This is a genomic window from Amycolatopsis lurida (genome assembly GCF_900105055.1).
GTDB classification, from domain to species: Bacteria; Actinomycetota; Actinomycetes; order Mycobacteriales; family Pseudonocardiaceae; genus Amycolatopsis; species Amycolatopsis lurida.
This window is the reverse complement of sequence record NZ_FNTA01000004.1, coordinates 7,360,611-7,383,081: the sequence shown is the minus strand read 5'-3', so window position 1 is coordinate 7,383,081 and position 22,471 is coordinate 7,360,611. Positions and strand designations below refer to the sequence as shown.

The 22,471-nt window shown below is 69.6% G+C and carries 22 protein-coding genes; 9 read left to right on the top strand and 13 right to left on the bottom strand.

From position 1 onward, the window contains the following. The first annotated feature begins 8 nt into the window (after nt 1-8). From BLW75_RS40060 to BLW75_RS40050, 3 genes are all read left to right on the top strand, one after another. Complete coding sequence (locus tag BLW75_RS40060; RefSeq protein WP_034324625.1) at nt 9-827, top strand: arylamine N-acetyltransferase family protein; 819 nt, start codon at nt 9-11, stop codon at nt 825-827. A 142-nt stretch (nt 828-969) separates the two neighbouring features. Then, a complete protein-coding gene (locus tag BLW75_RS40055) occupies nt 970-2,553 on the top strand; it encodes a phytoene desaturase family protein (RefSeq protein ID WP_034324627.1) in 1,584 nt (527 codons plus the stop codon). Next, complete coding sequence (locus tag BLW75_RS40050; RefSeq protein ID WP_034324630.1) at nt 2,550-3,608, top strand: NAD-dependent epimerase/dehydratase family protein; 1,059 nt, start codon at nt 2,550-2,552, stop codon at nt 3,606-3,608. Before BLW75_RS40055 ends, BLW75_RS40050 begins: the two co-directional genes overlap by 4 nt. Here BLW75_RS40050 and BLW75_RS40045 read toward each other — a convergent pair. The 3 genes from BLW75_RS40045 to BLW75_RS40035 form a co-directional block, all read right to left on the bottom strand. After that, on the bottom strand, nt 3,593-4,048 hold the full coding sequence (locus tag BLW75_RS40045; protein ID WP_034324633.1) for an SRPBCC family protein: 456 nt from the start codon (nt 4,046-4,048) through the stop codon (nt 3,593-3,595). The genes BLW75_RS40050 and BLW75_RS40045 overlap by 16 nt on opposite strands. A gap of 64 nt (nt 4,049-4,112) precedes the next feature. Then, nucleotides 4,113-5,174, bottom strand: coding sequence for a tartrate dehydrogenase (locus BLW75_RS40040; protein WP_034324636.1), 1,062 nt, complete (start codon nt 5,172-5,174; stop codon nt 4,113-4,115). Nucleotides 5,175-5,497: 323 nt separating this feature from the next. Continuing rightward, nucleotides 5,498-6,376, bottom strand: coding sequence for a LysR family transcriptional regulator (locus BLW75_RS40035; RefSeq protein ID WP_034324638.1), 879 nt, complete (start codon nt 6,374-6,376; stop codon nt 5,498-5,500). 144 nt (nt 6,377-6,520) lie between these two features. On the opposite strand from BLW75_RS40035, the gene BLW75_RS40030 reads away from it, so the two are divergent. Continuing rightward, on the top strand, nt 6,521-7,858 hold the full coding sequence (locus tag BLW75_RS40030; protein ID WP_034324640.1) for a GntP family permease: 1,338 nt from the start codon (nt 6,521-6,523) through the stop codon (nt 7,856-7,858). Nucleotides 7,859-7,866: 8 nt separating this feature from the next. On the opposite strand, the gene BLW75_RS40025 is transcribed toward BLW75_RS40030, so the two are convergent. From BLW75_RS40025 to BLW75_RS40005, 5 genes are read right to left on the bottom strand one after another with little or no spacing between them, the layout of a single operon-like run. After that, nucleotides 7,867-8,265, bottom strand: a complete 399-nt coding sequence (locus BLW75_RS40025) for a hypothetical protein (RefSeq protein WP_034324643.1) — start codon at nt 8,263-8,265, stop codon at nt 7,867-7,869. A gap of 20 nt (nt 8,266-8,285) precedes the next feature. Further along, complete coding sequence (locus BLW75_RS40020) at nt 8,286-11,231, bottom strand: WXG100 family type VII secretion target (RefSeq protein WP_091599428.1); 2,946 nt, start codon at nt 11,229-11,231, stop codon at nt 8,286-8,288. Next, complete coding sequence (locus BLW75_RS40015) at nt 11,231-11,542, bottom strand: hypothetical protein (protein WP_034311561.1); 312 nt, start codon at nt 11,540-11,542, stop codon at nt 11,231-11,233. Before BLW75_RS40015 ends, BLW75_RS40020 begins: the two co-directional genes overlap by 1 nt. Before the next feature lie 5 nt (nt 11,543-11,547). Further along, entirely contained in the window at nt 11,548-11,811 is a 264-nt protein-coding gene (locus BLW75_RS40010) for an acyl carrier protein (RefSeq protein ID WP_034311557.1), read from the bottom strand. After that, on the bottom strand, nt 11,804-13,453 hold the full coding sequence (locus BLW75_RS40005; RefSeq protein ID WP_034311555.1) for a fatty acyl-AMP ligase: 1,650 nt from the start codon (nt 13,451-13,453) through the stop codon (nt 11,804-11,806). Before BLW75_RS40005 ends, BLW75_RS40010 begins: the two co-directional genes overlap by 8 nt. A gap of 207 nt (nt 13,454-13,660) precedes the next feature. On the opposite strand from BLW75_RS40005, the gene BLW75_RS40000 reads away from it, so the two are divergent. Then, on the top strand, nt 13,661-14,785 hold the full coding sequence (locus tag BLW75_RS40000; protein ID WP_034311552.1) for a S1 family peptidase: 1,125 nt from the start codon (nt 13,661-13,663) through the stop codon (nt 14,783-14,785). Between the two features lie 140 nt (nt 14,786-14,925). On the opposite strand, the gene BLW75_RS39995 is transcribed toward BLW75_RS40000, so the two are convergent. After that, the gene (locus tag BLW75_RS39995; RefSeq protein ID WP_034311550.1) at nt 14,926-15,756 is read right to left on the bottom strand and encodes a helix-turn-helix transcriptional regulator; all 831 of its coding nucleotides are present in this window, start codon (nt 15,754-15,756) and stop codon (nt 14,926-14,928) included. Between the two features lie 117 nt (nt 15,757-15,873). Between BLW75_RS39995 and BLW75_RS39990 the strand changes: the two genes are divergently transcribed. Next, nucleotides 15,874-16,926, top strand: a complete 1,053-nt coding sequence (locus BLW75_RS39990) for an aldo/keto reductase (RefSeq protein ID WP_034311547.1) — start codon at nt 15,874-15,876, stop codon at nt 16,924-16,926. A gap of 226 nt (nt 16,927-17,152) precedes the next feature. Here the strand turns inward: BLW75_RS39990 and BLW75_RS39985 are convergent, their stop codons facing one another. Together BLW75_RS39985 and BLW75_RS39980 are read right to left on the bottom strand one after the other, a co-directional pair. Then, a complete protein-coding gene (locus tag BLW75_RS39985; RefSeq protein WP_034311545.1) occupies nt 17,153-17,779 on the bottom strand; it encodes a response regulator in 627 nt (208 codons plus the stop codon). After that, entirely contained in the window at nt 17,776-18,945 is a 1,170-nt protein-coding gene (locus BLW75_RS39980) for a sensor histidine kinase (protein ID WP_034311543.1), read from the bottom strand. The genes BLW75_RS39985 and BLW75_RS39980 overlap by 4 nt, the downstream gene beginning before the upstream one ends. A gap of 185 nt (nt 18,946-19,130) precedes the next feature. Here BLW75_RS39980 and BLW75_RS39975 point away from each other — a divergent pair, with 185 nt between their 5' ends. The 3 genes from BLW75_RS39975 (at nt 19,131) to sigJ (ending at nt 21,545) form a co-directional block, all read left to right on the top strand. After that, entirely contained in the window at nt 19,131-19,676 is a 546-nt protein-coding gene (locus tag BLW75_RS39975; protein ID WP_034311540.1) for a GlcG/HbpS family heme-binding protein, read from the top strand. Nucleotides 19,677-19,822: 146 nt separating this feature from the next. Continuing rightward, nucleotides 19,823-20,398 (top strand): ankyrin repeat domain-containing protein, encoded by a 576-nt coding sequence (locus BLW75_RS39970; protein WP_034311537.1) that lies wholly within the window; start codon nt 19,823-19,825, stop codon nt 20,396-20,398. Nucleotides 20,399-20,624: 226 nt separating this feature from the next. After that, complete coding sequence (sigJ, locus tag BLW75_RS39965; protein WP_034311536.1) at nt 20,625-21,545, top strand: RNA polymerase sigma factor SigJ; 921 nt, start codon at nt 20,625-20,627, stop codon at nt 21,543-21,545. A 3-nt stretch (nt 21,546-21,548) separates the two neighbouring features. Here the strand turns inward: sigJ and BLW75_RS39960 are convergent, their stop codons facing one another. Together BLW75_RS39960 and BLW75_RS39955 are read right to left on the bottom strand one after the other, a co-directional pair. Beyond that, nucleotides 21,549-21,983, bottom strand: coding sequence for an ester cyclase (locus tag BLW75_RS39960; RefSeq protein WP_034311534.1), 435 nt, complete (start codon nt 21,981-21,983; stop codon nt 21,549-21,551). Further along, nucleotides 21,980-22,450 carry a carboxymuconolactone decarboxylase family protein gene (locus tag BLW75_RS39955; protein ID WP_034311532.1) on the bottom strand — a complete coding sequence of 157 codons (471 nt, stop codon included), beginning with the start codon at nt 22,448-22,450 and terminating at the stop codon, nt 21,980-21,982. Before BLW75_RS39955 ends, BLW75_RS39960 begins: the two co-directional genes overlap by 4 nt. Nucleotides 22,451-22,471 lie beyond the last annotated feature (21 nt).

Genomic DNA, 22,471 nt, shown 5'->3' with positions numbered 1-22,471 from the left:
AGATCCACATGACCCTCGACGCGTTTCTCGACCGGCTGGAGTACCGCGAGCCCATCCGGCCGGATCTCACCACGCTCCGGAACCTGCACCGGGCGTGGCGGTTCCGAGTCCCCTACGAGAATCTCGACCTCCAGCTCGGCAGGACGCTCCTGCTCGACCCGGAAGCGTTGACCGACAAGTTCACGCGCCGTCGCCGGGGCGGGCTCTGCTACGAGATGAACGGCGCGCTCGCCCTGTTGCTGAGGGCGGCCGGATTCGACGTGACAGTCGTGGAAGCCGCTGTCCTGCGCTCGACCCGCGGCGAGGGCCAATGGGGTAACCACATCGCCCTGCTGGTCGACCTCGACGGAGAGACCTGGCTCGCCGACACCGGCATCGGCGACGCGTTCCTCGAGCCTCTTCCGGTGCGGGACGGCACGTATCGGCAAGGAGAACTGCCGTTCCGGATCGAGCGCCTCGACGGCGAGACCTGGCGGATGCATCACCATCCCGGCGGCACGGTGGAATCCTGCGACTTCCGCACCGCGCCCCGCGAGGTCACCGAATTCGCCGAACGGGACGAGATCAGGTCGCCGGACTCCCCGTTCGCCAGGGTGCTCGTGGCGCAACATCATCGTGACGGCCGTGAGCTGGCTCTACGCGCGCGCACGCTCAAGCGCGGCGACGGCGAGCGCCACACACTGTCCTCCCTCGACGAGTTCGCCGAGACGCTGCGGGAGTTCCGTATCCCGGTGGAGGACTTCGGCGCCGCCGAACTGGAGGCACTCTGGGCCAAGACCGAAGGGCAACACGAAGCCTGGCTGTCCATGGGGGCCCGCCGCGCGTGACCTGTCCAGCGAGTACCAGCGCCGGCCCGTCCGGTACGCCGAGCGCGCCGGCTTCACCGACTATGTCTCGCTGAAGCTCGTCCAGCGTGGACCGAGTTGATCTACGGGGATTGGATCCGCTCGTCCGGGGTATGCCCTGACCATGGAAGTCGACGCCGTGGTGATCGGATCGGGGCCGAACGGCCTGGTCGCGGCCAATCTCCTGGCCGACGCCGGCTGGGAGACACTGGTCATCGAGGCCACCGCCAAGCCGGGTGGCGCGGTGCGGACCGAGGAACTCACCGCGCCGGGTTTCCGCAACGACGTCTACAGCGCTTTCTACCCGCTCGGCGCGGCGTCGCCGGTGCTGGCCGGGCTGGATCTCGAGGACCACGGCCTGCGGTGGCGGCACGCACCGGCGGTGCTGGCGCATGTGCTGCCCGACGACCGGTACGTCCTGCAGTCCCGTGACCTCGACCGCACGGCCCGTTCCGTGGCGGAGTTCGACGAACGGGACGCGGACAAGCTGCGGGAGGACTACGCGCACTGGCGACGTCTGCGCGAACCGCTGCTCGACGCGATCGTGCGTCCCTTTCCGCCGGTGCGGCCGGGGGCGCGGCTGGTCAAGACACTCGGCACGGCGGAGTCCCTCCGGCTGGCGAGGATGCTGACCTTGACCGCCCGCGGCCTCGGCAAGGAGAAGTTCGACGGTGAGGGCGCCCGTCTGCTGCTGGCAGGCAACGCCATGCACACCGACCTCGGCCCGGACCAGGCCGGAAGCGGGGTCTTCGGCTGGCTCCTGACCATGCTCGGTCAGGACGTCGGCTTCCCGGTCCCGGAAGGCGGGGCGGGCCGTCTGACCGACGCGCTGGTGAACCGCCTGTCCGCCAAGGGCGGGGAGATCGTCTGCGGCACACCGGTCACCGAAGTGACGCTCTCGGGCGGCCGGGCGGTAGGTGTCCGGGACGCGGATGGACGACGGGTGCGTGCCCGCCGGGCCGTGCTCGCCGACGTCCCCGCCCCGGTGCTCTACCGGGATCTGGTCGGTGCAGGGCACCTTCCCGCGCGGCTGGTGTCCGATCTGGACCGGTTCGTCTGGGACGACGCCACCATCAAGGTGGACTGGGCGCTGTCCTCGCCCATCCCGTGGAACGCCGCCGAAGTCGGCGAGGCCGGGACCGTCCACATCGGAGCGGACCTCGACGGTCTCGCCGGGATCGCCAACGATCTCGCCTGCGGGCGGGTGCCCGGCGACCCGTTCCTGCTGCTCGGGCAGATGACCACCGCCGACCCGACTCGTTCGCCCGCCGGGACCGAATCGGCCTGGGCCTACACGCATGTGCCAAGGGGCGAGCCGTGGAGCGCCTCCCGGTTACGCCGCCACGCGGACCGGATGGAAGAGGTCATCGAGAAGCACGCGCCCGGTTTCCGCGGCTTGATCGCGGGCCGGGCGATCGCCGGGCCCGCCGAACTCGAGGAAGGGAACCACAGTCTGGTGGAAGGTTCGATCAACGCCGGGACCGCGGCCATCCAGCAACAACTCTTCTTCCGGCCCGTCCCCGGTCTCGGCCGGGCCGACACCCCGATCGACCGGCTGTTCCTGGCGTCCGCGTCGGCGCATCCCGGTGGCGCGGTGCACGGCGCGCCCGGATCGAACGCCGCCAGGGCGGCCCTCGCCCGCGACGGCTGGGCCGGTTCCTTCTACCGCGCGACGATGCGTGCCGCGCACCGCGCCGTCTACCGATGAAGATCGTCGTCACCGGCGCGAGCGGGAACGTCGGCACCGCCTTGCTCCGGGCACTGTCCGGAGCCGGGCACGACGTGGTCGGAGTGGCGCGCCGCCGCCCCGACACGACGGCCGCGCCCTACTCGACGGCCCGCTGGGTCCAGCAGGACATCGGCGCGAATGACGCCTGGCCGCGGTTGACCGAGATCTTCGACGGCGCCGGCGCCGTGGTGCATCTCGCCTGGGCGATCCATCCGCGGGCGGACGATCCGGCGATGCTCCGGACCAACATGGCGGGCAGCGCGAACGTCCTGCGCGCGGCCGCCGACGCCGGCGTGCCCCACATCGTGTGCGCGTCGTCGGTCGCCGCGTACACCCCGGCCGGCCGCTGGGACGAGGTGGATGAGGAGTGGCCGTGCGGCGGGCTCGCCGAAAGCGCCTACAGTGCGGGAAAAGCGGCCTTCGAGTCCCGATTGGACGAATTCTGCCGTGATCACCCGGGGATCGGGGTGGCACGGATCCGTCCGTGCGGTGTCGTGCAACCGGACGCCGCGGCCGAGTTCTCCGGGTGGCTCCTCAGCCCCCTGGCGCCGCCGTTACCGCTCGGCGACAAATGGCTCCCTGTGCCGTTGTGGCCGGGGCTGCGGATGCAGGTGGTGCACTCCGACGATGTGGCACAGGCGATCCGGGCGATCCTCGACCGCCGTGCGACCGGCGCGTTCAACCTCGCGGGTGAGCCCGTGCTCGGCAGCCGCGACCTCGCCGCGCTGGCGGGCGGGTTCCGGATTCCCGTACCGCTGAGGCTGCTGACCGGGCTGGCCTGGCCGAGCTGGCGGCTCGGCCTTCAGCCACTGCATCCGTCCTGGCTGCGGCTCGCCGACCGCGCGTCCCTTGTGGACACCCGGCGCGCACGGGAGGAACTCGGCTGGCGACCTCGGCACGACGCGGTGACCACGATCAAAGAGCTCCTCGCCGCCATCCGTGCCGGGCGACGGGGTGACAGCGGTCCCCTCGACCCACCTCGCGACCGGATCCGGCTCGGACGGCCGAGCCACCAGGATCAGTCCACCGGTTGAGCGGCTTCGCGGCCCTTGGCGAGATCCGCGAGACGTCGCAGGGATTCCCGGTTCCGCGGCACCAGGAAGAGCGCCTGGGCGGCCTCAGGGAGCAGACGGCCCGGCCCGCGGGTCGCCTGCTCGGACATCAGGATCTCCGTGGTCGCCGTCGCGGTCTCCCGCAGTTCCAACCGGATCCGCGCGGTGCCGAACGGCCAGGCCCGCGCCTCGAGTTCGAGCAGCCTCGGCGGGTCGACGACGTGCACCTTGGTGACGTCGTCGAGCAGAAGAGGCCAGGACCCGACGCAATGGTGGATCCGCGTCCCCCGCGCAGGCCAGCCCTGGTCGACGTCACGGATGTGGGAGGCCCCCACCACCCAGGCCGCGTAGGTCCAGCCGTCGGCGAGCACCTCGAACACGCGCTCGGGAGAAGTGTCTACCGTCATCTTCACGTCGACCATGAACCCACGCCCTCCGACTCGCCTGACCCGAGCCGGATACCCTGCGGCGGCAAGGGCAAACCGCTTAGTTCGCCGCGACGCCCATCCGGTCCAGCACCGCGCGGGTGTATCCGGCGGTGTCCGCCGTACCACCGAGATCGACCGTGCGGACGCCGTCAGCCAGCGCGCCGAAAGCGGCGGCCAGCAGTTCCCCGCTCGCTTCGGGGTGCCCCAAATGGTCGAGCATCATGGCCGCGGACCACAAGGCGCCCAGCGGATTGGCCTTGCCCTGCCCGGCGATGTCGGGCGCCGAGCCGTGCACCGGCTCGAACATCGACGGGAATTCCCGCTCCGGGTTGAGATTCGCCGACGGAGCGACGCCGATGCTCCCGGCCACCGCCGCGGCGAGGTCACTCAGGATGTCGCCGAAGAGATTCGAGCCGACGATCACGTCGAACCGCTCCGGCGCGAGGACGAGCTTGGCGGCTAATGCGTCGATGTGCTCCTTGTCGGTGCGCACGGTCTGGTGCCGCCCCGCGACCTCTTCCACCAGCTGGTCCCAGAACGGCATCGTGTGGACGATCCCGTTGCTCTTCGTCGCCGACGTCACGTGGTTCCGGCGGGCCTCGGCCAGCGTGTAGGCGTACTCGGCGACGCGCGTGACCCCCTTGCGGGTGAACACCGCCTCCTGCACGGCCAGTTCGTCTTCGGTGCCCCGCCCGAGCCGCCCGCCGATCTCGGAGTACTCACCCTCCACGTTCTCGCGGACCACGACGAGGTCGACCTCTCCGGCGCCCCGCAGCGGGCTGGGAACCCCGTCGAGCACCTTGACCGGCCTCAGGTTGACGTACTGCCGGAAGCCGCGCCGGATGGGGATCAGCAACCCCCACAGCGACACGTGATCCGGCACTCCCGGCCAGCCGACCGCGCCCAACAGCACGGCGTCGTGGTGCCGGATCCGGTCGAGACCGTCGGACGGCATCATCGCGCCCTCGGCGAGGTAGCGCTCGCAGGACCAGTCGAAGGAGTCGTAGGTGAATTCGAGCCCGTGCCGCCTGCCGACAGCGGCGAGCACGGCCTGCGCGGGCGGCAGCACCTCGGCGCCGATGCCGTCGCCGGGAATGAGCGCGATGCGGTAAGCGGTCATGGGTCCAGTGGACTTCGGGCTGGGCCGGTACGTCCAAGACCCAGTTCTTGCCGCGTTGAAAGGTTGCGCCTATCAGCCCAGGGCGGGACTCCGCCGCCCGGTCCACCTGTGGGACGAGCCACCGGGTGGTCCCTCGGTCCGATTCGCCGATCACGGTGGCGGGACAGCATTGTCGTCATGATCGAGCTCCGGGAATCGACCAAGCGCTACGGCCCGGCGGTCGCCGTCGACGATCTGTCCTTCCGGGTCGAACCCGGGTACATGACCCGGTTTCCCTACCTCCGGCGAGGCGTTGATCAACGGCAGCAGGCGAGACGCCTGAATCAGCCGGACTCCGCCAGATCGTGGAAGGCCCCCGCCGCGGGGCTCAGCCGTCCCGGCCTGGACACCAGCGACACCGCCAGTGAATCGGGGCAGTCCAGTGCCCGGACGACGGCACCCGCCGAGTTCGCCAGCGAACGCCAGGACTCGCTCACCACCGCGACGCCCACTCCGGCGAGAACGAGGGGCAAGACGGCCTCCCGATGTTCCACCTCGACCGCGAACCGGCTGCCCGGGGCCGCACGGAGCACGGCGTCGGCCACTCGGCGCATCCCCGTGCCCTGCTGGCCGACGATCAGCGCGGCCCCGGCGAGATCGGCGGGGCGGACCGGGTCCGCGGCGGGAAGCACCGACTCGTCGCGGGCCAGCACGGCGAAACGCTGGGTCTCCAGGTGCAAGGCCGCCAGGCCGGGCAGTGCCGCGGCCGTCGGTGACGCCGCCACCACGCCGAGTTCGGCGTCGCCGGTGGTGAGCATCTTCCCGACGTCGGCCGGGGTGCTCGCCGCGCGGACGGAGATCCGGACCAGCGGATTGGCGGCGGTGAAAGCGGCGATCAGCTCCGTGAGCGGGCTGACGGACTGCGAAGGCATCGAGGCGATGACCAATTCGCCGCCGAGGAGACCGTCGACGGCCTCCACCGTCGCTCTGGCGAGGTCCAGCCCGCGCAGGACGTCCCGCGCCGGCGCCACGAGAGCGTGCCCCGCCGCGGTCAGCACCAGGCGACGGCCGGTCCGGTGGAACAGAAGGCTCCCGAGGTCCCGCTCCAGCGTGCGCAAGGCCTGGGAGACCGAGGGCTGGGCGACGAAGAGCAGCTCAGCGGCCCGGTGGACGCTACCGCTGTCGACGACGGCCAGGAAGTACCGCAGCTGGCGGGCATCCATTCCGGCCTCCTCGTGGTCGATAGCCGAGGCCTATCAGTTTGCCAGCAACCCGGTCTTGGACCTCCGCCCCGCCCGAGAGGCTTACTGGGTCGCCATGAGGGACGGCACCGGCGCCGTCCCTCCGCGAGTCCCGAGGAGGGCACCGTGTCCGATGCCTGGCTCCTTGCCCACACCGGCATCACCATCGTGGGCATCGTCGTGCTGATCACCTGGCTCAAGACGCCCCCGATCTTCGGCCTGCTGATCGGCGCGATCTATCTGGGGCTGGCCACGGGGCTCGGCATCGGCGGCACGACCGAAGCACTCGCGACCGGATTCGGTGACGTCATGGCCGAGATCGGCCTGCTCATCACCTTCGGCGTGGTCATCGGTTCACTGCTCACCGCCACGAACACCCTGCATCGCGTCCTGGAACGACTCTTGGCCGTCTTCGGGCAGAAGCGGGTGCCGATGGTGTTCGCGGTCTCCCTGTCGACCGTGTTCACGTCGATCTACTCCGATGTGGTCCTGGTGCTCACCGCGCCCTTGGCCCGGAGGCTCGGCGGCAGGCTGGGGCCACGGGGTGTCGCGCTCATGGGCGGCGCGCTGACCGCGGGGATCGAGGTGGGGCTGGTGTTCGTCGTCCCCGGCGTGGCGGCTCTCGCCGTCGCCGGACTACTCCGCGTGCCGCTCGGCGAGATGTTCCTGTTCGGCCTGGCCGTCGGCCTCCCGACCGCCGTGCTCACGACACTGGTCTTCACCGTGCTGCTGCGCCGGACGCTCCGGTGGAATCCCGTCACCGACGAGCTCGGCACCGAAACCGTCGGTGCAACCGCGGCGACCACCACGCCCGTCCGGCGGCTGCCCCTGTCACTGTCCGTCTCCCCGGTGCTGGTGACGCTGTCGCTGATCGCCCTCGGCGCGCTCGCCGGCGCCTTCCGCCTCCCGCTGGGCCCCGTCTCGCTGGTGAGCGAGCCGGTGATCGCGATGGCGATCGGCGCCGGTCTCGCGCATCTGCTCGCCCGGCGCGTCCTTCCCGCACCCGAGGTCAACGCGGCCGTCGGCAAGGCGCTGGCGATGGCCGGACCCATTCTGGTGCTGTCCGGCCTCTCCGGTTCGGTCGCGGAGGTGATCGGCAAGTCGGGACTGCGCGACATGCTGGCGAATTCGTTCGGCACCGGCTTCCTGCCGCCCTTGGTGCTCGTGTGGCTGATCGCCGCCGTCCTGCACATCGCGATGGGATCCATCTCGATCTCCGCGATCACCGCGGCGGGCATCCTCGCACCGATCGCGGGCTCACTGGGGGTCCCGGTCGTGCTGGTCGCCCTCGCCGCCTGCTCCGGCGCGTTGTTCCTCCCTCACGTGAGCAGCAACTTCTTCTGGATGTTCCAGTCCCTGCTCGGGCTGAGCACCCGCGGCACGTTCAAGACCCACACCGTCGCCATGTCACTGGCGTCGGTGATCTCACTTCCGATCGTGCTGGTGCTCGGCCTGGTCGTCTGACGGCGAGTTCAGTCGCGCCAGCGGTTGTTGAGGAACGCGTCGTCCTCGTCGTCCGCCGGTGCCGGACGTGCGCGGGGAGCGCGCCGGGGAGTGTCCCGCCCTGTGCGGGCAGGCGGCTCCGAAGCGAACGGAGCCGTCATGTCCACGGGCGCGTCTTCGAACGGTGACGCCGCCCCAGGCTGCGCGTGCGACCGGTCGGTGCTCCAACCGGACTTCGTCTTGCGCTGCCCCAGTTCCCGCCGGTGCTCGACGTAACGCTGAGCGGTCTGGACCTGCTTGGTCATGAACTCCTGCGAGTTCGCCTTGATCTCGTCGGCACGTTTGTCCCGCAGCGCCCGGCGCTCGGACTGCTCGCGGACCAGACCGTCCAGGGTCGCCTTCATGGCGGCGGTGTCATCGGCGCTCATCTGTTCTCCCCTGCCCCGGCTCACCGCTTGCGGGTGACCGACTGATCCTCATCGTCCAGCAGCGAACCGGTGATCCGGCCGGTGGGTTCGTTGATCTGGTCGAACACCTCGCCCTCGATCCGGTACGCGCGGTTGGTCCGTTCCTGGTCGCCACCCTGGCCGCCTCCTCCGCCGGCGCCCATGCCCATCGGCGGCATCGCCCCACCGCCGAACGACTGCCCCGACGGGCTGCCCATCGGAGCGGACGGGGCGCCCGAAGCCACAGGCTGCGGCTGAGGTGTCCCACCGCCGCCGGTGTGCACGCCTTCGCTGAGCGACTGGCCTGTCGCGGGACTCGCGGTTTCGAAGGGCATCGACGGCGCCGAAGCACCACCACCGCCCCCGAATCCACCACCGCCGCCGATCCCGTCCGGGACGGTTCCGCCGCCACCGTGGTGCGGGGTGAACGCCGGCTTGGAGTCGGGCTGCGCCGTCCCGGTGACGGGCGTCGCGGGGTGCGCCGCTTTGTCCGTGGAGGGCTTGTCCTCGCCGAGGGTGTACGTGGTCGGCTTGCCGGTGCCGTCGTCGACGGTGACGACCGTGGGCCCGGACGGACCGTCGGGACGTTCGGCGGTGATCTTGACCTCGCCGTCCTGGATGTGGATCTTGCCGTCCGGCCCGGGACGATGGACGCCGTCCTTGTCCGGCTTCCCGTCGTCCGAACCCGGCGTGGAGCCCAGCTTGGAGTCGTCGCCCTCACCGGTCCAGTCGAGCTTGAAGTCCTTGGCGGGCCCGGAACCGTCCCCGACCTTGATCTCCATCTCACCGTCTTTGTCCGGCTCGGTCATCTCGAAGGTCGTGTCGCCCTGCTTGACCTTGAGGGTCTCGCGTTCGCCGTCCTCGGCCTTGTCGCCGTCCTCACCGGGTTTGTCACCGGTCAGCTTGTCTTCGCCGGACAGCTCGTCGCCGAGCTTGTCCAAAGCGTCCGACGCCTTCTTCTTCGCCTCGTCCGCGGCCTTCTCGCCGTCCTTCGAGTCGCCGTCCTTGGCATCGGTGTCGCCCATACCGCCGGGGGCGTCGCCCAGCTTGTTCAGCGCGTCGGAAGCCTGCTTCTTCGCCTCTTCGCCAGCCTTCTCCGCCGCCGCCTTTGCTTCGGCCGCGGCGTCCGTGTTGCCGCCGCCGCCGGGGCCCGAACCGCCCGGCCCGGAGCCGCCGGAACCGCCGAGGTCGGTCCCGGTCGGACCGTCGCCCAGCTTGCCCAGCGCTTCGGACGCCTGCTTCTTCGCGTTCTCCGCCGCCGCGGCGGCCTGTTTCTTCGCCTCTTCGGCCGCGGCCTTCTGCTCGTCGCCGTTCGACGGCGGTGGGGTCGAACTCGAGGGCGACGTCTGATCCTTGTTCGCGTCCGGCCCGCCGCCGGGACCGCCACCGGGGCCACCCGGCGTTCCGGAGCCGCTCTCGGGAATCTTCACGTCCGGGACCGGCGGGGGTTTGACGTCGCCCGTGGGACCGGTACCGCTTCCGCCCGGACCGGGACCACCCGCGCCGGGACCGCCGCCGGTGCCGCCCTCGGGACCGCCGCCGCCCGGCCCACCGCCGGTTCCGCCGGTGAAGTCGGGGCCCTTGCCCGAACCACCCGGTCCACCACCGGGGCCGCCCTCGGGACCACCACCACCCGGCCCACCGCCGGTTCCGCCGGTGCCCGAACCTCCCGGCCCACCGCCGGTGCCGCCGGTTCCCGGACCACCCTGGCCGCCCGTGAAGTCCGGGCCCTTGCCGCCGGGTCCGCCACCCGTGCCGCCGGCTCCCCCCGCGCCGCCCTTGTCACCGGCGCCTTCGAACTCGTTCTTGACCTTGCCCATGACCTTGTCGAGCTCGTCGTAGGCCTGGTTGACGAAATCCTTGGTTTCCTTGCAGGACTTGGCGAATCCCTCGTAGATGATGGTCCACATCTCGGGGATGAACTGGTTCTGGATCCACTGCTTGGCGAGGTTCTGGCCCGCCTTCTTGAACTCGTCGTCGTCGCAGCAGCCGTCGTTGTTCAGCTGCTGGACCAGGTTGGAGCCGAAGTTGACGTCCATCCAGCCCGCGATCGCGCCGAGGTCCTCCTTGCCGCTCTTCTCCCCGGCGGCGATGGCGATGACCTTCTGCGCCATCGCGAAGTCCGCCTTGCCGACGATCTCCTTGTAGAGGTCGATGACCGTGTCGGCCTTGCCCTTGCACAGTTTGAACACCGTCGCGGTGGTGTGCAGGGTCGCTTCGCTCGCGTTGTTCAGTGTCTCGGAGAGCTTCTTGGCCTTGGGGAGGATCTTCTCGTTGTAGTTCTCCGACGAGGCGTCGGCGGCCTTCCCGGTCCAGGTCCCGTAAAGGGTGTTCAGCTGGGAACCGGTGTCGTCGATGGCCTTCTGCACTGTCTTCGAACCGGTCTTGAAGTGCGCGGCGTCGTCGACGAAGTTCTTGAAACTGATCCCGCGCTGCTCGTCGAACGGCTTCTTGATGTCCTTCTCGAAATCGAGCGCGCGAGAGGTTCCACGGCAGTCTTCCGGGACCTTCGCCAGCAGCGAGCCGAAGGTTTCGAAGACCTTGAGGGCGGGCGCGGCGGCGTCGAAGATCTCGTCCGACGTCTTGGTCCCGGCGCCCTCGGCGGTGGGTTCCTTGGTGCCGTCGAGTTTCTTGTTGCCCTCATCGACGGCCTTCTTCTCCGCCTTCCGGTTGAAGCTGGCCTGATCGCCGGCGCCCTTCGCGTCCTTGAAGACCTTGTCGACGTCCTCGTCGTAGGGCAGGAAGGGATAGGCGTTGTAGGAAGCCACGTACTTTTCGGCTTCCTTGCGCTTCTGCTTGATGTCCTCCGGCTCCTGGTCCGCCGTCCACGGCGGGGGCGCCGGATGCGCCCGCATCCACGAGCCGATGAGCTGGGTCTTCTTCTCGGCGGGAACGGCCGGGTCGTCGAGGACGGCTTTGACGTCGGTCCAGGTGGTTTCGGTGGCCACTAGCGCATCCCCGTCTCGGTGATCTTGTTCTTCTGCTCGTCCTCGTTGGTGCCGTAGGCGGTGCCGGCGGTACCGAGGTTCGTGCCGAACGAGCCGAGCGTGGTGCTGTACCCCTGGACCGACGCCCACAACGCCGCCACGCCGTCGGTGTACTTCTTCGCGTGGTCGCCGTGTGCCTGGCCGAAGCCCGCCGCGTTCACCGGTGTGCTCGACAGATCCGGGTTGTCTTCGAGCAACTGTTCCGTCAGCTTTCCGATGTTCTTCGATGCCGATGAAAGCGCATCGGTCGCCGCGGTGAAGCCCCCGCTCATTCTTTTCAGCGCCTTTCGTCGGATCCGTCGGCTTTACCGCCGAGTGCCTCTGTGAGCACTTCGGCCACCGACCCGATGTCGGTGAACCGGTCCAGCTGGTCCAGATCAATCCTCACGTCGTGGTAGATCTCCAGCGCCGACAGGAGTTTTATCCGTCCTTTGGAGTCGATACCCAGCTCTTCGAGCGGCGCGTCGGACTCGATTTCGGCGGGATCAAGCCGAAAAGTCTCACTGACGACCTTCACGACCTCCGCGCGGTGATCACCCACGGCGCCGACTATAACGCGCTCTCGCCGCGACCCGCGCGACCTTGCCGCTGGAAGTGCGCGGAAGGTCACCGGAAGGAACCAGACGTACCGATCGCAACGTCAGATCATGTTCGCGGGAAACCGCGCGCAATACCACTCTCGTCACTTCTTTGACATCCGCTTCGGCGTTCTTTGCCCATTCGGCTACCAACATCGCCCCTTCTCCCCTTTCGTCCGTGACACCGAACGCGGCGACCCGGTCGCGGCGGATCGCCGGATGCGCCTCGCCGGCCACGGCTTCGATGTCCTGCGGGTGGAAGTTGCGGCCGTCGATGACGATGAGATCCTTGAGCCTGCCGGTGATGTAGAGGTCTCCGCGATGGACCACACCGAGGTCACCGGTGCGCAGCCAGCCGTCCGAGCCGTCGAGTTCGCCGCCGAACGCGGCGGCGTCGCCACGGCCCCAGTACCCCGCCGCGACGTTCGGCCCGTGGATCCAGATCTCCCCGGCCAGACCGTCGGGGAGTGCCACCCCGTCCCGGACGATCCGGAGCCGTTGGCCCAGCGGACGACCGACCGAGACGAGCTCCTGACCGTCCGGCACTTCGATCGCCCTGCCCTGCGCGAGGGCTTCCCGATCGAACACCGCGCCCCGCGGCCCTTCCGCGCCCGCGCTCGCGACGTACACGGTGGCCTCGGCCAGTCCATAGGACGGACGGTGGGCTTCCGCGCGAAATCCATGCGGGCCGAAGGCTTCCAGGAAGCGCGCGACCGTGCGGGGCCGCACCGGCTCGGCGCCGTTCAGTGCGACCAGGACGTCGGAGAGGTCGAGGTCGTCTCCTGCTTCTCCGGCGGCTTCGACGGCCAGGTCGAACGCGAAGTTCGGCGCGGCGGTGAACACGGCCGGGTGATCGGCGAGCTGACGCAGCCATCGCACCGGACGGTGCACGAATTCGGCGGGCGACATGAACACCGATCGCGCCCCCGCGTGGACCGGCAGGCACAGCAACTGGATCAGGCCCATGTCGTGGAAGAACGGGATCCAGCCGACGCAGGTCGTGCCCTCGTCGACGGCGTAGGCCCGGCTCGCCTGCCAGCAGGCGGCGGCGACCGCCCGGTGCGGGATCACGGCACCGGCGGGCTCCCGGGTCGACCCGGACGTGTACTGCAGATACGCGGGGCTTTCCGGTGCCACCGGCAGCGGATCGGCCTCCGGTCCGGAAAGTTCGTCGACCACGATCAGATGGTCCGGTGCGCCCGCTTCGCGCACCTTCGCGGCCGCGGCCGAAGAGGTCAGCCACACCCGCGCGCCGCTGTCCTCCAGCACGCCGGCGAGCCTGGCTCGCTGGGAAGGACTGCCAGGTGCCATCAACGGCACGGCAATGAGGCCGGCGGCGAGCGCCCCGAAGAACGCCAAGGGGTAATTCAGGTCCTGGCCGGTGAGCACGGCGACACGATCACCCGGCCGTGCGACCAGGCGCAGTGCACCCGCGACCACTCGCACGCGTGAGACGAACTCCGTCCAGGTGACGGTGCTGTCCACACCGGCAGTGTGGTCCTGGTGGGTGAACAGCGGGCGCGGATCGGCTTCACGAGCGAACAACCGCTCCACGATCGAGGTGCGCAGCACCTGCTCCGGCACATCCTCCGGCGATGCGGTCATACCCGGCAACGTACTGGAACCACCGCGACAGCGCGCGGAGGGTGCACGCATCGTTCGTCCTAAGTAGACGATCAAGGGCGCGATCCGCCGGGATTCGCTCTTGGGAATTCCGGTCAGAAGACCGGACATTTCTCGCCCTTTCCCGGACCACGGCCGCACACTCGGCGGGCAGTGTGTTTCTTTCCCCCGGCCTTGGAGGACTAGACCATGCGTCGAAGAATCGCCCTGGCAGCCGGTGGCGCCGCCGTCCTGACCGCGAGTCTCATCTCCGCCGCCCTCGCCCCGGTCGCGCAGGCTTCCCCCGGATTGATCGCCGCCATGCAGCGGGACCTCGGGCTCACCGCCGGGCAGGCCTCGGCCCGGCTCACCCAGGAGATGACCGCATCGCGGGTGATGCCCGCCGCCCAGCGGGCCGCCGGTGCGGCGTTCGGCGGAGCCTGGTTCGATCCGGCTCGCGGCAAACTCGTCGTCGGGGTGACCGACCCCGCGGCCGCGGCCGCCGTCCGGCAGGCGGGCGCCGAACCCACCCCGGTCGCGGTCAGCGCGGCCCGGCTCGACGCGGCCAAGGCCGAAATCGACATGTCGGCCAAGACCGAGCCCGCTCCCGCCGCCGTCAGCGGCTGGCGCGCCGACCCGCGCAGCGGCAGCGTCGTGGTCGCGGTGCGGCCGGGCGCACACGGCTCCGACGTCGAAGAATTCCTGGTCAGGGCAAGGAAATCCGGTCCGGTCACGGTGGTCACCGCACCCAAGGCCGAACCGTTCGCGGCGGGCACCGTCGGCGGCGACCCGTACTACATCAACGGGAACACCCGCTGCTCCATCGGATTCTCCGTCCACGGCGGATTCGTCAGCGCCGGCCACTGCGGCGGCACGGGTAGCTCCGTAGTCGGCTGGGACGGCTCGGCGATGGGCAATTTCGCCGGTTCTTCCTTCCCCGGCAACGACTACGCGTTCATCCGGATCGGCAACGGCTGGTGGACCGCGCCGGTCGTCCTCGGCTGGGGCACCGTCAGCGACGCGCTCGTCCGCGGCTCGTGGGTCGCTCCGGTCGGCACCTCGGTATGCCGGTCCGGTTCGACGACGCACTGGCACTGCGGCACCGTGCTGGGACACAACGAGACGGTCAACTACTCGCAGGGGGCGGTGCACCAGATGACCCGCACCAACGTCTGCGCGGAACCCGGCGACTCCGGCGGTTCCTTCATCACCGGCGACCAGGCGCAGGGAGTCACCTCCGGAGGCTGGGGCAACTGCGGTTCCGGCGGCGAAACCTGGTTCCAGCCGGTGAACGAGATCCTGCAGAACTACGGCTTGTCCCTCGTCACGGCCTGACGCCCCGTGACGGCCCCCTTCCCGCGGACGAGGAAGGGGGCCGTCACGCTCGACGATGCGTTGGCGGACACCGCCCGTGCGACAACCGGCGCTGTGCCCGACCACACTCGCCGAGCGGTCCGGCGTTTCGCGGGCCGACGCTACTCGGTGAACAACCGATCCAGCGCCGACCGGCTGTCTTCGGCCATGGCGTGATAGATCACCAGCCGCTGGTCCTGATCCTGAAGTGGCGTGAGCACTTCGTAGTGGAGGTCGAGCACGCCGGCCTCGGGATGCCGCATCACCTTGCGCCCGCGGCCGTTGACCTTGACGTCACGTTCGGCCCACAGCCGCGCGAATTCCCGATCGGCGGTGAATTCGGCGATGAGATCGGTCAAAGCCTCGTCATCCGGATGCGCGGCCCAGGCCGCGCGCAGATGGGCGATCCCCTCCCGGATGACACGTTCCCGGTCGGCGTAGAACTCGCGCACTTCGGGATGTTTGAGGCACAACCACATCGCGTTGCGCTGCGCCGGCGGCAACGTGGCGAAATCCACCAGCAGCCTCGCCATTTCGCCGTTCCAGGCCAGGATGTCGTAACGGTGGTTCATCAGCATGGCGGGCAGCGGCGACAGATCGGCGACCAGCCGGGCCAGCGGCGGGGCCGCGATGGTGGCGGGCCGGCCGCCGTTGCGGGGCCGCTGCCTGGCCAGGTCGAAGAGATAGGCACGTTCGTCGGGGGCCAGGCGCAACGCGCTCGCCAACGCTTCCACCACGTCCGCCGAGGGCCGCAGCCCGCGCGCCTGTTCCAGCCGCACGATGTAGTCGATGCTGATCCCGGCCAGTTCGGCGACCTCTTCGCGACGCAGCCCCGGGGTCCGCCGGGACCGACGGCGGGCAGGCAGACCGAATTCGTCCGGGTCCAGGCGTTCACGCCGGGTCCGCAGGAACGCGGCCAGCTCCTGTGTCGTGTCCACGGTGCGCGTCGTCATGCCCGGTCCAACAGCCAGGGTGGGACCGGTGTTCCCAGGATGTCTTCTCCCTTATCCCCTGCTCGCGGCGGTCTCAGACTCCTCTTCGACAACGGATCACGAGCACAGGAGGACACGATGTCGCTCACCCTCGACACCTATCGGCTGCTGGGCCGGTCCGGGCTGCGGGTGTCCCCGCTGGCACTGGGCGCGGCGACCTTCGGCACCGAATGGGGCTGGGGCGCGGAACAGGACGAAGCCCGCAAACTGTTCGACACCTACCTCGAACGCGGCGGCAACTTCATCGATACCGCCAACACTTACACGAACGGCAGCTCCGAACGGCTGCTGGGCCAATTCGCCCGTGACAACCGCGAAAGCCTTGTGCTGGCGACGAAGTACACGACCCTGCGCAGGCCGGGAGACCCGAATTCCGGGGGCGGGCAGCGCAAAAGCCTATTCGCGTCGGTGGAAGCCAGCCTGCGGCGGCTGAACACGGACTACCTCGATCTGCTTTACCTGCACCTGTGGGATTTCACGACGCCGGTCGAGGAGATCCTTCGCGGGATGGATGATCTGGTCCGGCAGGGCAAGATCCTCTACGTGGCGATCTCCAACGCCCCGGCCTGGGAGGTTTCGCGGATGCAGGCGATCGCCGATCTGCGCGGCTGGACGCCGCTGGTAGCACTGCAGATCGAGTACAACCTGATCGAGCGCACCGGGGAACGCGACCTGATTCCCATGGCACGCGAGATGGGGCTGGGAGTGGTCCCCTGGTCACCACTGGCGGGTGGCGTGCTCACCGGGAAGTACGACCGCGACGACTTGACGCCGTCCGAAGACGGCACCCGCAAGAACTTCAACCTCGCACTGGGCACCCTCACCGAACGCAACCTCGCCATCGTGGACGTCGTGAAGGAGGTCGCGGCTGAACTCGGCCGCAGTCCCGCCCAGATCGGGCTGGCCTGGACCCTGCTGAACCCGGGAGTGACGGCACCGATCATCGGCGCCCGCACTCCCGCCCAGCTGGAGGACAACCTCGGCGCGCTGGAGGTCGAGTTCACCGGCGCGCAACTGGCCCGCCTCGACGAGGCCAGCGCGATCGATCTCGGCTTCCCGCACGAGATGCTCACCCGCGACACGACCCTCGCACTGACCCGCGGCGACATGACGATCGAACCTCGCCGCTGACTCTCACCGTCGCCGTGAGTGGAAAGTGACGTGCTCACGTCACTTTCCACTCACGACCCCTGAGCCGATTCCCGAGCCGCCGGGACGAGCTCCCTGCCTGCCGGAAAAGGTCCGAACCCAGCCTCGATGGCACGTCCTGCCCGCGAGGGGATGGACCGCTCCGCCAAAGGATCGCGGGTCCGAGCCGGTGGCGTCAGCCTTGCGGACGCAAACCCGAAGCGACGCCTCAGTTGCGGATGATCCTCCGTTCGGTGGCGACGGCCACCGCACCGGCACGGCTGTCGACGCCGAGTTTGTCGTAGATGTGGACCAGATGTGTCTTCACCGTGGCTTCGGAGATGAACAGACGCGCGGCGATCTGCCGGTTGGTCAACCCCTCCGCCACCAACTGCACGATCTCGGTCTCACGGGGGCTCAATGCGGGAGCGGGCGCCCGCATGTGCCCGAAGAGCCGGGCCGCGACCTGCGGTGCCAGGACGGTCTCACCGCGCGCGGCCGCGTGGATGCCCTTGAAGAGGTCCTCGGGCGGCCCGGCCTTGAGCAGGTAGCCGGTGGCGCCGGCGGCCACCGTCCTGGTGATGTCCAGCTCGGCGTCGTAGGTGGTGAGCACCAGCACCTTCGGCGGCTCCGGCAGCGCGGTCAGGCGTTCGGTGGCGTTCACCCCGTCCGGGCCGTCGCCGAGCTGCAGGTCCATCAGCACGACGTCCGGTTTCTCCGCGGTGGCGAAGAGCACGGCCTCATCGGCACCCGCGCATTCGCCGATCACCTCGAAGCCGGGCTCGCCGGCCAGCAGCGCGGCGATTCCCGCCCGCACCACAGGATGATCGTCGACGATCAGCACCCTGACGGTCATCGAACCTCCCTGGTGGGCACGGCGACGGCGAGCGCGGTGCCCTCTCCCGGCGCGCTCTCGACGACCATCTCACCACCGAGTTCGGCGAGCCGCTCGCTGATCATCCGCAACCCGTTGCCCCGGTCGCCGCTCGCGCGAGTCGACGCCGGATCGAAGCCGACACCGTCGTCGCGGATGTCGAGGACGACCTTGTCCGCCAGGTAGGTCAGGGTGACGGCGGCCTTCGTCGCTTTGGCGTGCTCGCTGACGTTCGCCAGCGCTCCCTGCGCGACCCGCAGCAGACCTGCCTCCACCTCGGGCGACAGCGGATAGGGGTCGCCGCTGGTCTCGAAACGCACAGCGTGCATGGCGGCGAACATGACCTGTTCGGCGAGATCCTTCAACGTCTCGACGAGATCCCCGGCGTCGAGCCGCGGGGACCCGAGGCCTTTGACGAACCGGCGCGCCTCGGCGAGGTTGTCCCCCGCCGCCTCGACCGCGCGGGACACATGGCTTTTCGCCAGCTCCGGGTCCGTGTCCCACGATCGCTGCGCCGCCTGCAGCAGCATTCTCATACTCGAGAGCCCCTGGGCGAGGGCGTCATGGATCTCTCGCGCCAGCCGCTCCCGTTCCTGCATCATCCCGGCCAGTCGCTGGCTCTGCGCCAGATCGACCCTGGCGCCCAGGAGTTCCTTGACGGCTTCCCCCAGCTGCCTCCGGTCCCGGTCGAGTTGCAGGAAGGTCATCGTGGCCATCAGCGCGACCGCGATGGGCGCGAGCACGAGGCTCGGATCGAATCCGCTCGCGATCCTCAGCTGGGCCAGGATGGTCGCGGCGGTCAGCAGGACCACCACCGCGATCATGACCCGGGGGCGCAACATCTGCAGGCAGACGAAGAACAGCGGCACCGCGCACCAGGCGAAACTCGGCGCGGCCACCACCAGCGCGAGCCAGACCGCGATCACCGCCGTCAACCACACCGGACGCCACCGGTCGAGCAGCTCCCAGCTCAGCACACCCGCCGCGTAGACCAGCGCGAGCGCGCCGGTGAGCACGAGGATCAACGGTGTGGCGCCGCTCAACCCGTGCCCCGCCACGAACCGGGCCACCGACGCGGCGAGCAGCAGGAAGAACCCGGTGTGCATCGCGGCGTTCAACCGGGTTGCCGGTCCGAGGTGCCATCTCATCAGGTCCTCCCTTCGTCGCCGATGATCGTAAGCGGGGAGGCGGGGTGTCCCGCATCAATCGTTCGGTTGATGCCCCTACCGATCACTCGACGTCCGATCGATGTCCACTCGCCCGATTCGCCGGGCCCCGCCAGCCGGGAAAGTCGTAGGGGAAAGCAACACCCCCTCGCCGCAAAGGAAATCCGATGAACGCCAAGCTCCCCCGCACTCGTCTCATCCTCGGTATGACGGCCGGTCTCGCGACCGTCGCGCTGGCCACCGGGGTGGGCGCGGCGCAGGCGCAGGATCACAAGCCGCAGCCGCCCGCCCAACAGTCCGTCGTGCAGACGAGCGTGCTCGGCGTCGACGCCGCCACCCGCGCCGCGCAGGCCGCGCTGGACGCCGCCGAGAAGGAAGGCCAGCGCGTCACCGTGGCCGTGGTGGACCGCTCGGGTGACGTGCGTGTGCTGCTCAAGGGAGATGGCGCCGGGCCCCAGACGGAAGAGTCCGCCAAGCGCAAGGCCTTCACCGCGGTCTCGTTCGGACAGCCCACGTCCGCGCTGGCCAGGAACGCACAGGGCGACGGCCCGACCATCCGCGACATCCCCGGCACGCTCTTCCTCGGCGGCGGTGTGCCGGTCGCCGCGAACGGCGGCCCGATCGCCGGGATCGGCGTCGGCGGCGCGCCCAGCGGCGACCTCGACGAACGCTTCGCCACGGCCGGGCTGCGCGCCATCGGGGAACTTCGCTGATGATCGGTGAGCGGGCGATCGTGGCGTTGCTCGCCGCCCTCGTGCTCGGTGCCTGCTCCCCGCAGGCACCGAGCGCACCACCCCGAACGGCACCGAGCACTGCCGCGCCACCCACCTCGTCCCAGCCGCCCCGCCAAGGAGTCCCCGTGAGCCAACTCTTCGAAGCCGACGTGAACCGCGTCCGGCAGGCCGTCGACGCGGGCGCCGACCTGGAGACTCGTGACGCTCAGGGCCGGACCCCGTTGCTCGTCGCCGTCACCGAGAACCGCGTCGACGTCGCCGAAGTCCTGGTCACGGCAGGCGCCGACCCGAACGCTCTCGACGGGCGGCACGACACGCCCTGGCTCGTCACCGGAGTCACCGGCAACGTCCCGATGGCGAAGCTGCTGCTCGAGGCCAAGCCGGACCTGACCATCACCAACCGGTACGGCGGTGTCTCGCTGATCCCCGCCTCCGAACGCGGGCACGCCGAGTACGTGCGGCTGGTGGCCGGCAGCGGGATCGACGTCGACCACGTGAACGACCTCGGCTGGACCGCGTTGCTGGAAGCGGTCATCCTCGGCGACGGTGGGCCGCGCCACCAGGAAGTGGTCCGAGCGCTCGCCGCCGCCGGAGCCGACGTGAATCTCGCCGACAAGCAGGGTGTCACTCCCCTCGCGCACGCCCGGGCGAAAGGCCAGACGGCCGTCGCCCGGATCCTGACCGAAGCGGGCGCACACTGACCCGCCCCGGCATGTGCGTGATGGTGGAGTTACGACGTGGCCACAGCAGGTCCGTGAAGGCCTCATTGAGGCACACTGGGTTCCTCAATGAGGCCTTCACGGACTACCCCGGGTAGACAAAGGGCGACCGGCCGAAGTGGTCGTGCCGATACCCGGGTGACCTCACATTCGGCGGCCGTGTTTCGTCGTACCCGGGACAGCGCACGAGACCAGGGGGCGAATTCCCATGAACGAACACACGCACGCGCCGCTCGACCCGGCGTTGAAGGCGATCGTGAGTGAGCGGCGTCAGCTGATCGGGCTCGCGTATCGCCTGGTCGGCTCGCTCTCCGAGGCCGAGGACGTGGTGCAGGAGACCTACACCCGCTGGTACGCCTTGTCCCCGGCACAGCGGGAAGCGATCGACTCCCCTGGCGCCTGGCTGACGACCGTCGCCGGCCGGATCTGCTTGGACCTCCTCGGTTCGGCCCGCGCGCGGCGGGAGCGCTACGTCGGCGAGTGGCTCCCCGAGCCTTTGCCGGGACATGTCGAGTGGACGACCCTGCGTCCGCCCACCGGTGACCCGGCCGACCGGATCACCCTCGACGAGTCGATCAACATGGCCTTTCTCGTCGTGCTCGAGTCGCTGACACCGGCCGAGCGGGTCGCGTTCGTCCTGCACGACGTTTTCCGCTACCCCTTCGCCGAGGTCGCGGAGATCGTCGGCCGCAGTCCGGCCGCCTGCCGTCAGCTGGCCACCTCCGCCCGCCGCCGCATCCGCGCGACGCGGCTCGTGCCCGCCCCGATCGCCCGGCAGGCGGACCTCGTCAAGGAATTCAAGAAGGCGTGGGAAGCCAAGGACATCGAAGCCCTCATCGGTCTCCTCGATCCGGACGTCAAGGCGGCCAGCGACGGCGGCGGAGTCGTCAGGGCCGCGCTGCACCCGTTCGAAGGGCGCGAGGAGGTCGCGTCCTATCTCATTTCGGTGGCGCACCTGACGGCCGGACTCGACCTGGTGGAGCGGGAGGTCAACGGCCGGCCCGGCCTCGTGCTCCAGCAGGCCGGGCAGACCGTCGCCGTCTTCGCGTTCCACGTCGCCGAAGACCGCATCCAGCGCATCTGGGGGATGCGGAACCCGGAGAAACTGCGGCCGTGGGCCGACGCCTGACCGCTACGCCGCGAGGGCGCCGAGTTGCCGCAGCTGGGTGAGGACGTCGACTACACCCCAGATCTCGGCGACCCGCCCTCCGGCGAAGCGGAGGATGAAGATTTCGCTGTAGGAAACCCGCTTCCCGGTGGCGGGCATCCCCCTGAACTCGCCCCGGTGGGTGCCGGTGACGGTGTTCCGGCAGACGATCTTGTCGCCGTCGGCGAGCACGTCCTCGGCCGTGACCCGCAGATCGGGGAACGCCCGTAACAGCACTGTCCACACCTGTTTCAGCGCCTGCGCGCCGGTGGTTTCCATCGGCACCGGCGCGTGGAACACCACGTCCGGTGCGACGACTTCGTCGATCGTCTTCTCGATGAGGTCGTAGTCCCCACTGTTGGTCGCGTCGTGAAAGCGGCCGAACGCCGCCCGATTGCGCGCTGTCTCAGTGGCGGTCATGCGAACTGCCCGACCCGGTAGTCGCCGCCGGGGTTCTGGACGATGGCGTTCACCCGGTTGAAGGCGTTGATCAGCGAGATCACGCCGACCAGCGCGGCCAGCTGGTCCTCGTCGAAGTGCTTGGCGGCGTTCGCCCACGCCTCATCGGTGACGCCGCCACCGTCGGCCATCCGGCAGGCCTGTTCGGTCACCTCCAGCGCGGCACGCTCGGCCTCGGTGAAGACGTTCGCCTCCCGCCATACGGCGACCAGGTTGATCCGCACGTCCGTCTCGCCCGCGGCGGCGGCTTCCTTGGTGTGGATGTCCAGGCACACCGCGCATCCGTTGATCTGGCTCGCGCGCATCCGTACCAGTTCCTGGATCGTGAGCGACAGCGGTGAATCGGCGAGTCCCCTGCCCGCCGAGATGATGGTCCTCATGAACTTTCCGCCGACCTTGTTGCCGAAGTAGTCGAGCCGGGCGTTCATCGCGATCTCCTTTGCGTTGGT

Bases quoted from the DNA above. Each gene is read 5' to 3' on its own strand.
- BLW75_RS40060 (WP_034324625.1), top strand. From the start codon at position 9: ATGACCCTCGACGCGTTTCTCGACCGGCTGGAGTACCGCGAGCCCATC.
- BLW75_RS40055 (WP_034324627.1), top strand. From the start codon at position 970: ATGGAAGTCGACGCCGTGGTGATCGGATCGGGGCCGAACGGCCTGGTC.
- BLW75_RS40050 (WP_034324630.1), top strand. From the start codon at position 2,550: ATGAAGATCGTCGTCACCGGCGCGAGCGGGAACGTCGGCACCGCCTTG.
- BLW75_RS40045 (WP_034324633.1), bottom strand. From the start codon at position 4,048: ATGGTCGACGTGAAGATGACGGTAGACACTTCTCCCGAGCGCGTGTTC.
- BLW75_RS40040 (WP_034324636.1), bottom strand. From the start codon at position 5,174: ATGACCGCTTACCGCATCGCGCTCATTCCCGGCGACGGCATCGGCGCC.
- BLW75_RS40035 (WP_034324638.1), bottom strand. From the start codon at position 6,376: ATGGATGCCCGCCAGCTGCGGTACTTCCTGGCCGTCGTCGACAGCGGT.
- BLW75_RS40025 (WP_034324643.1), bottom strand. From the start codon at position 8,265: ATGAGCGCCGATGACACCGCCGCCATGAAGGCGACCCTGGACGGTCTG.
- BLW75_RS40015 (WP_034311561.1), bottom strand. From the start codon at position 11,542: ATGAGCGGGGGCTTCACCGCGGCGACCGATGCGCTTTCATCGGCATCG.
- BLW75_RS40005 (WP_034311555.1), bottom strand. From the start codon at position 13,453: ATGACCGCATCGCCGGAGGATGTGCCGGAGCAGGTGCTGCGCACCTCG.
- BLW75_RS40000 (WP_034311552.1), top strand. From the start codon at position 13,661: ATGCGTCGAAGAATCGCCCTGGCAGCCGGTGGCGCCGCCGTCCTGACC.
- BLW75_RS39995 (WP_034311550.1), bottom strand. From the start codon at position 15,756: ATGACGACGCGCACCGTGGACACGACACAGGAGCTGGCCGCGTTCCTG.
- BLW75_RS39990 (WP_034311547.1), top strand. From the start codon at position 15,874: ATGTCGCTCACCCTCGACACCTATCGGCTGCTGGGCCGGTCCGGGCTG.
- BLW75_RS39985 (WP_034311545.1), bottom strand. From the start codon at position 17,779: ATGACCGTCAGGGTGCTGATCGTCGACGATCATCCTGTGGTGCGGGCG.
- BLW75_RS39980 (WP_034311543.1), bottom strand. From the start codon at position 18,945: ATGAGATGGCACCTCGGACCGGCAACCCGGTTGAACGCCGCGATGCAC.
- BLW75_RS39975 (WP_034311540.1), top strand. From the start codon at position 19,131: ATGAACGCCAAGCTCCCCCGCACTCGTCTCATCCTCGGTATGACGGCC.
- sigJ (WP_034311536.1), top strand. From the start codon at position 20,625: ATGAACGAACACACGCACGCGCCGCTCGACCCGGCGTTGAAGGCGATC.
- BLW75_RS39960 (WP_034311534.1), bottom strand. From the start codon at position 21,983: ATGACCGCCACTGAGACAGCGCGCAATCGGGCGGCGTTCGGCCGCTTT.
- BLW75_RS39955 (WP_034311532.1), bottom strand. From the start codon at position 22,450: ATGAACGCCCGGCTCGACTACTTCGGCAACAAGGTCGGCGGAAAGTTC.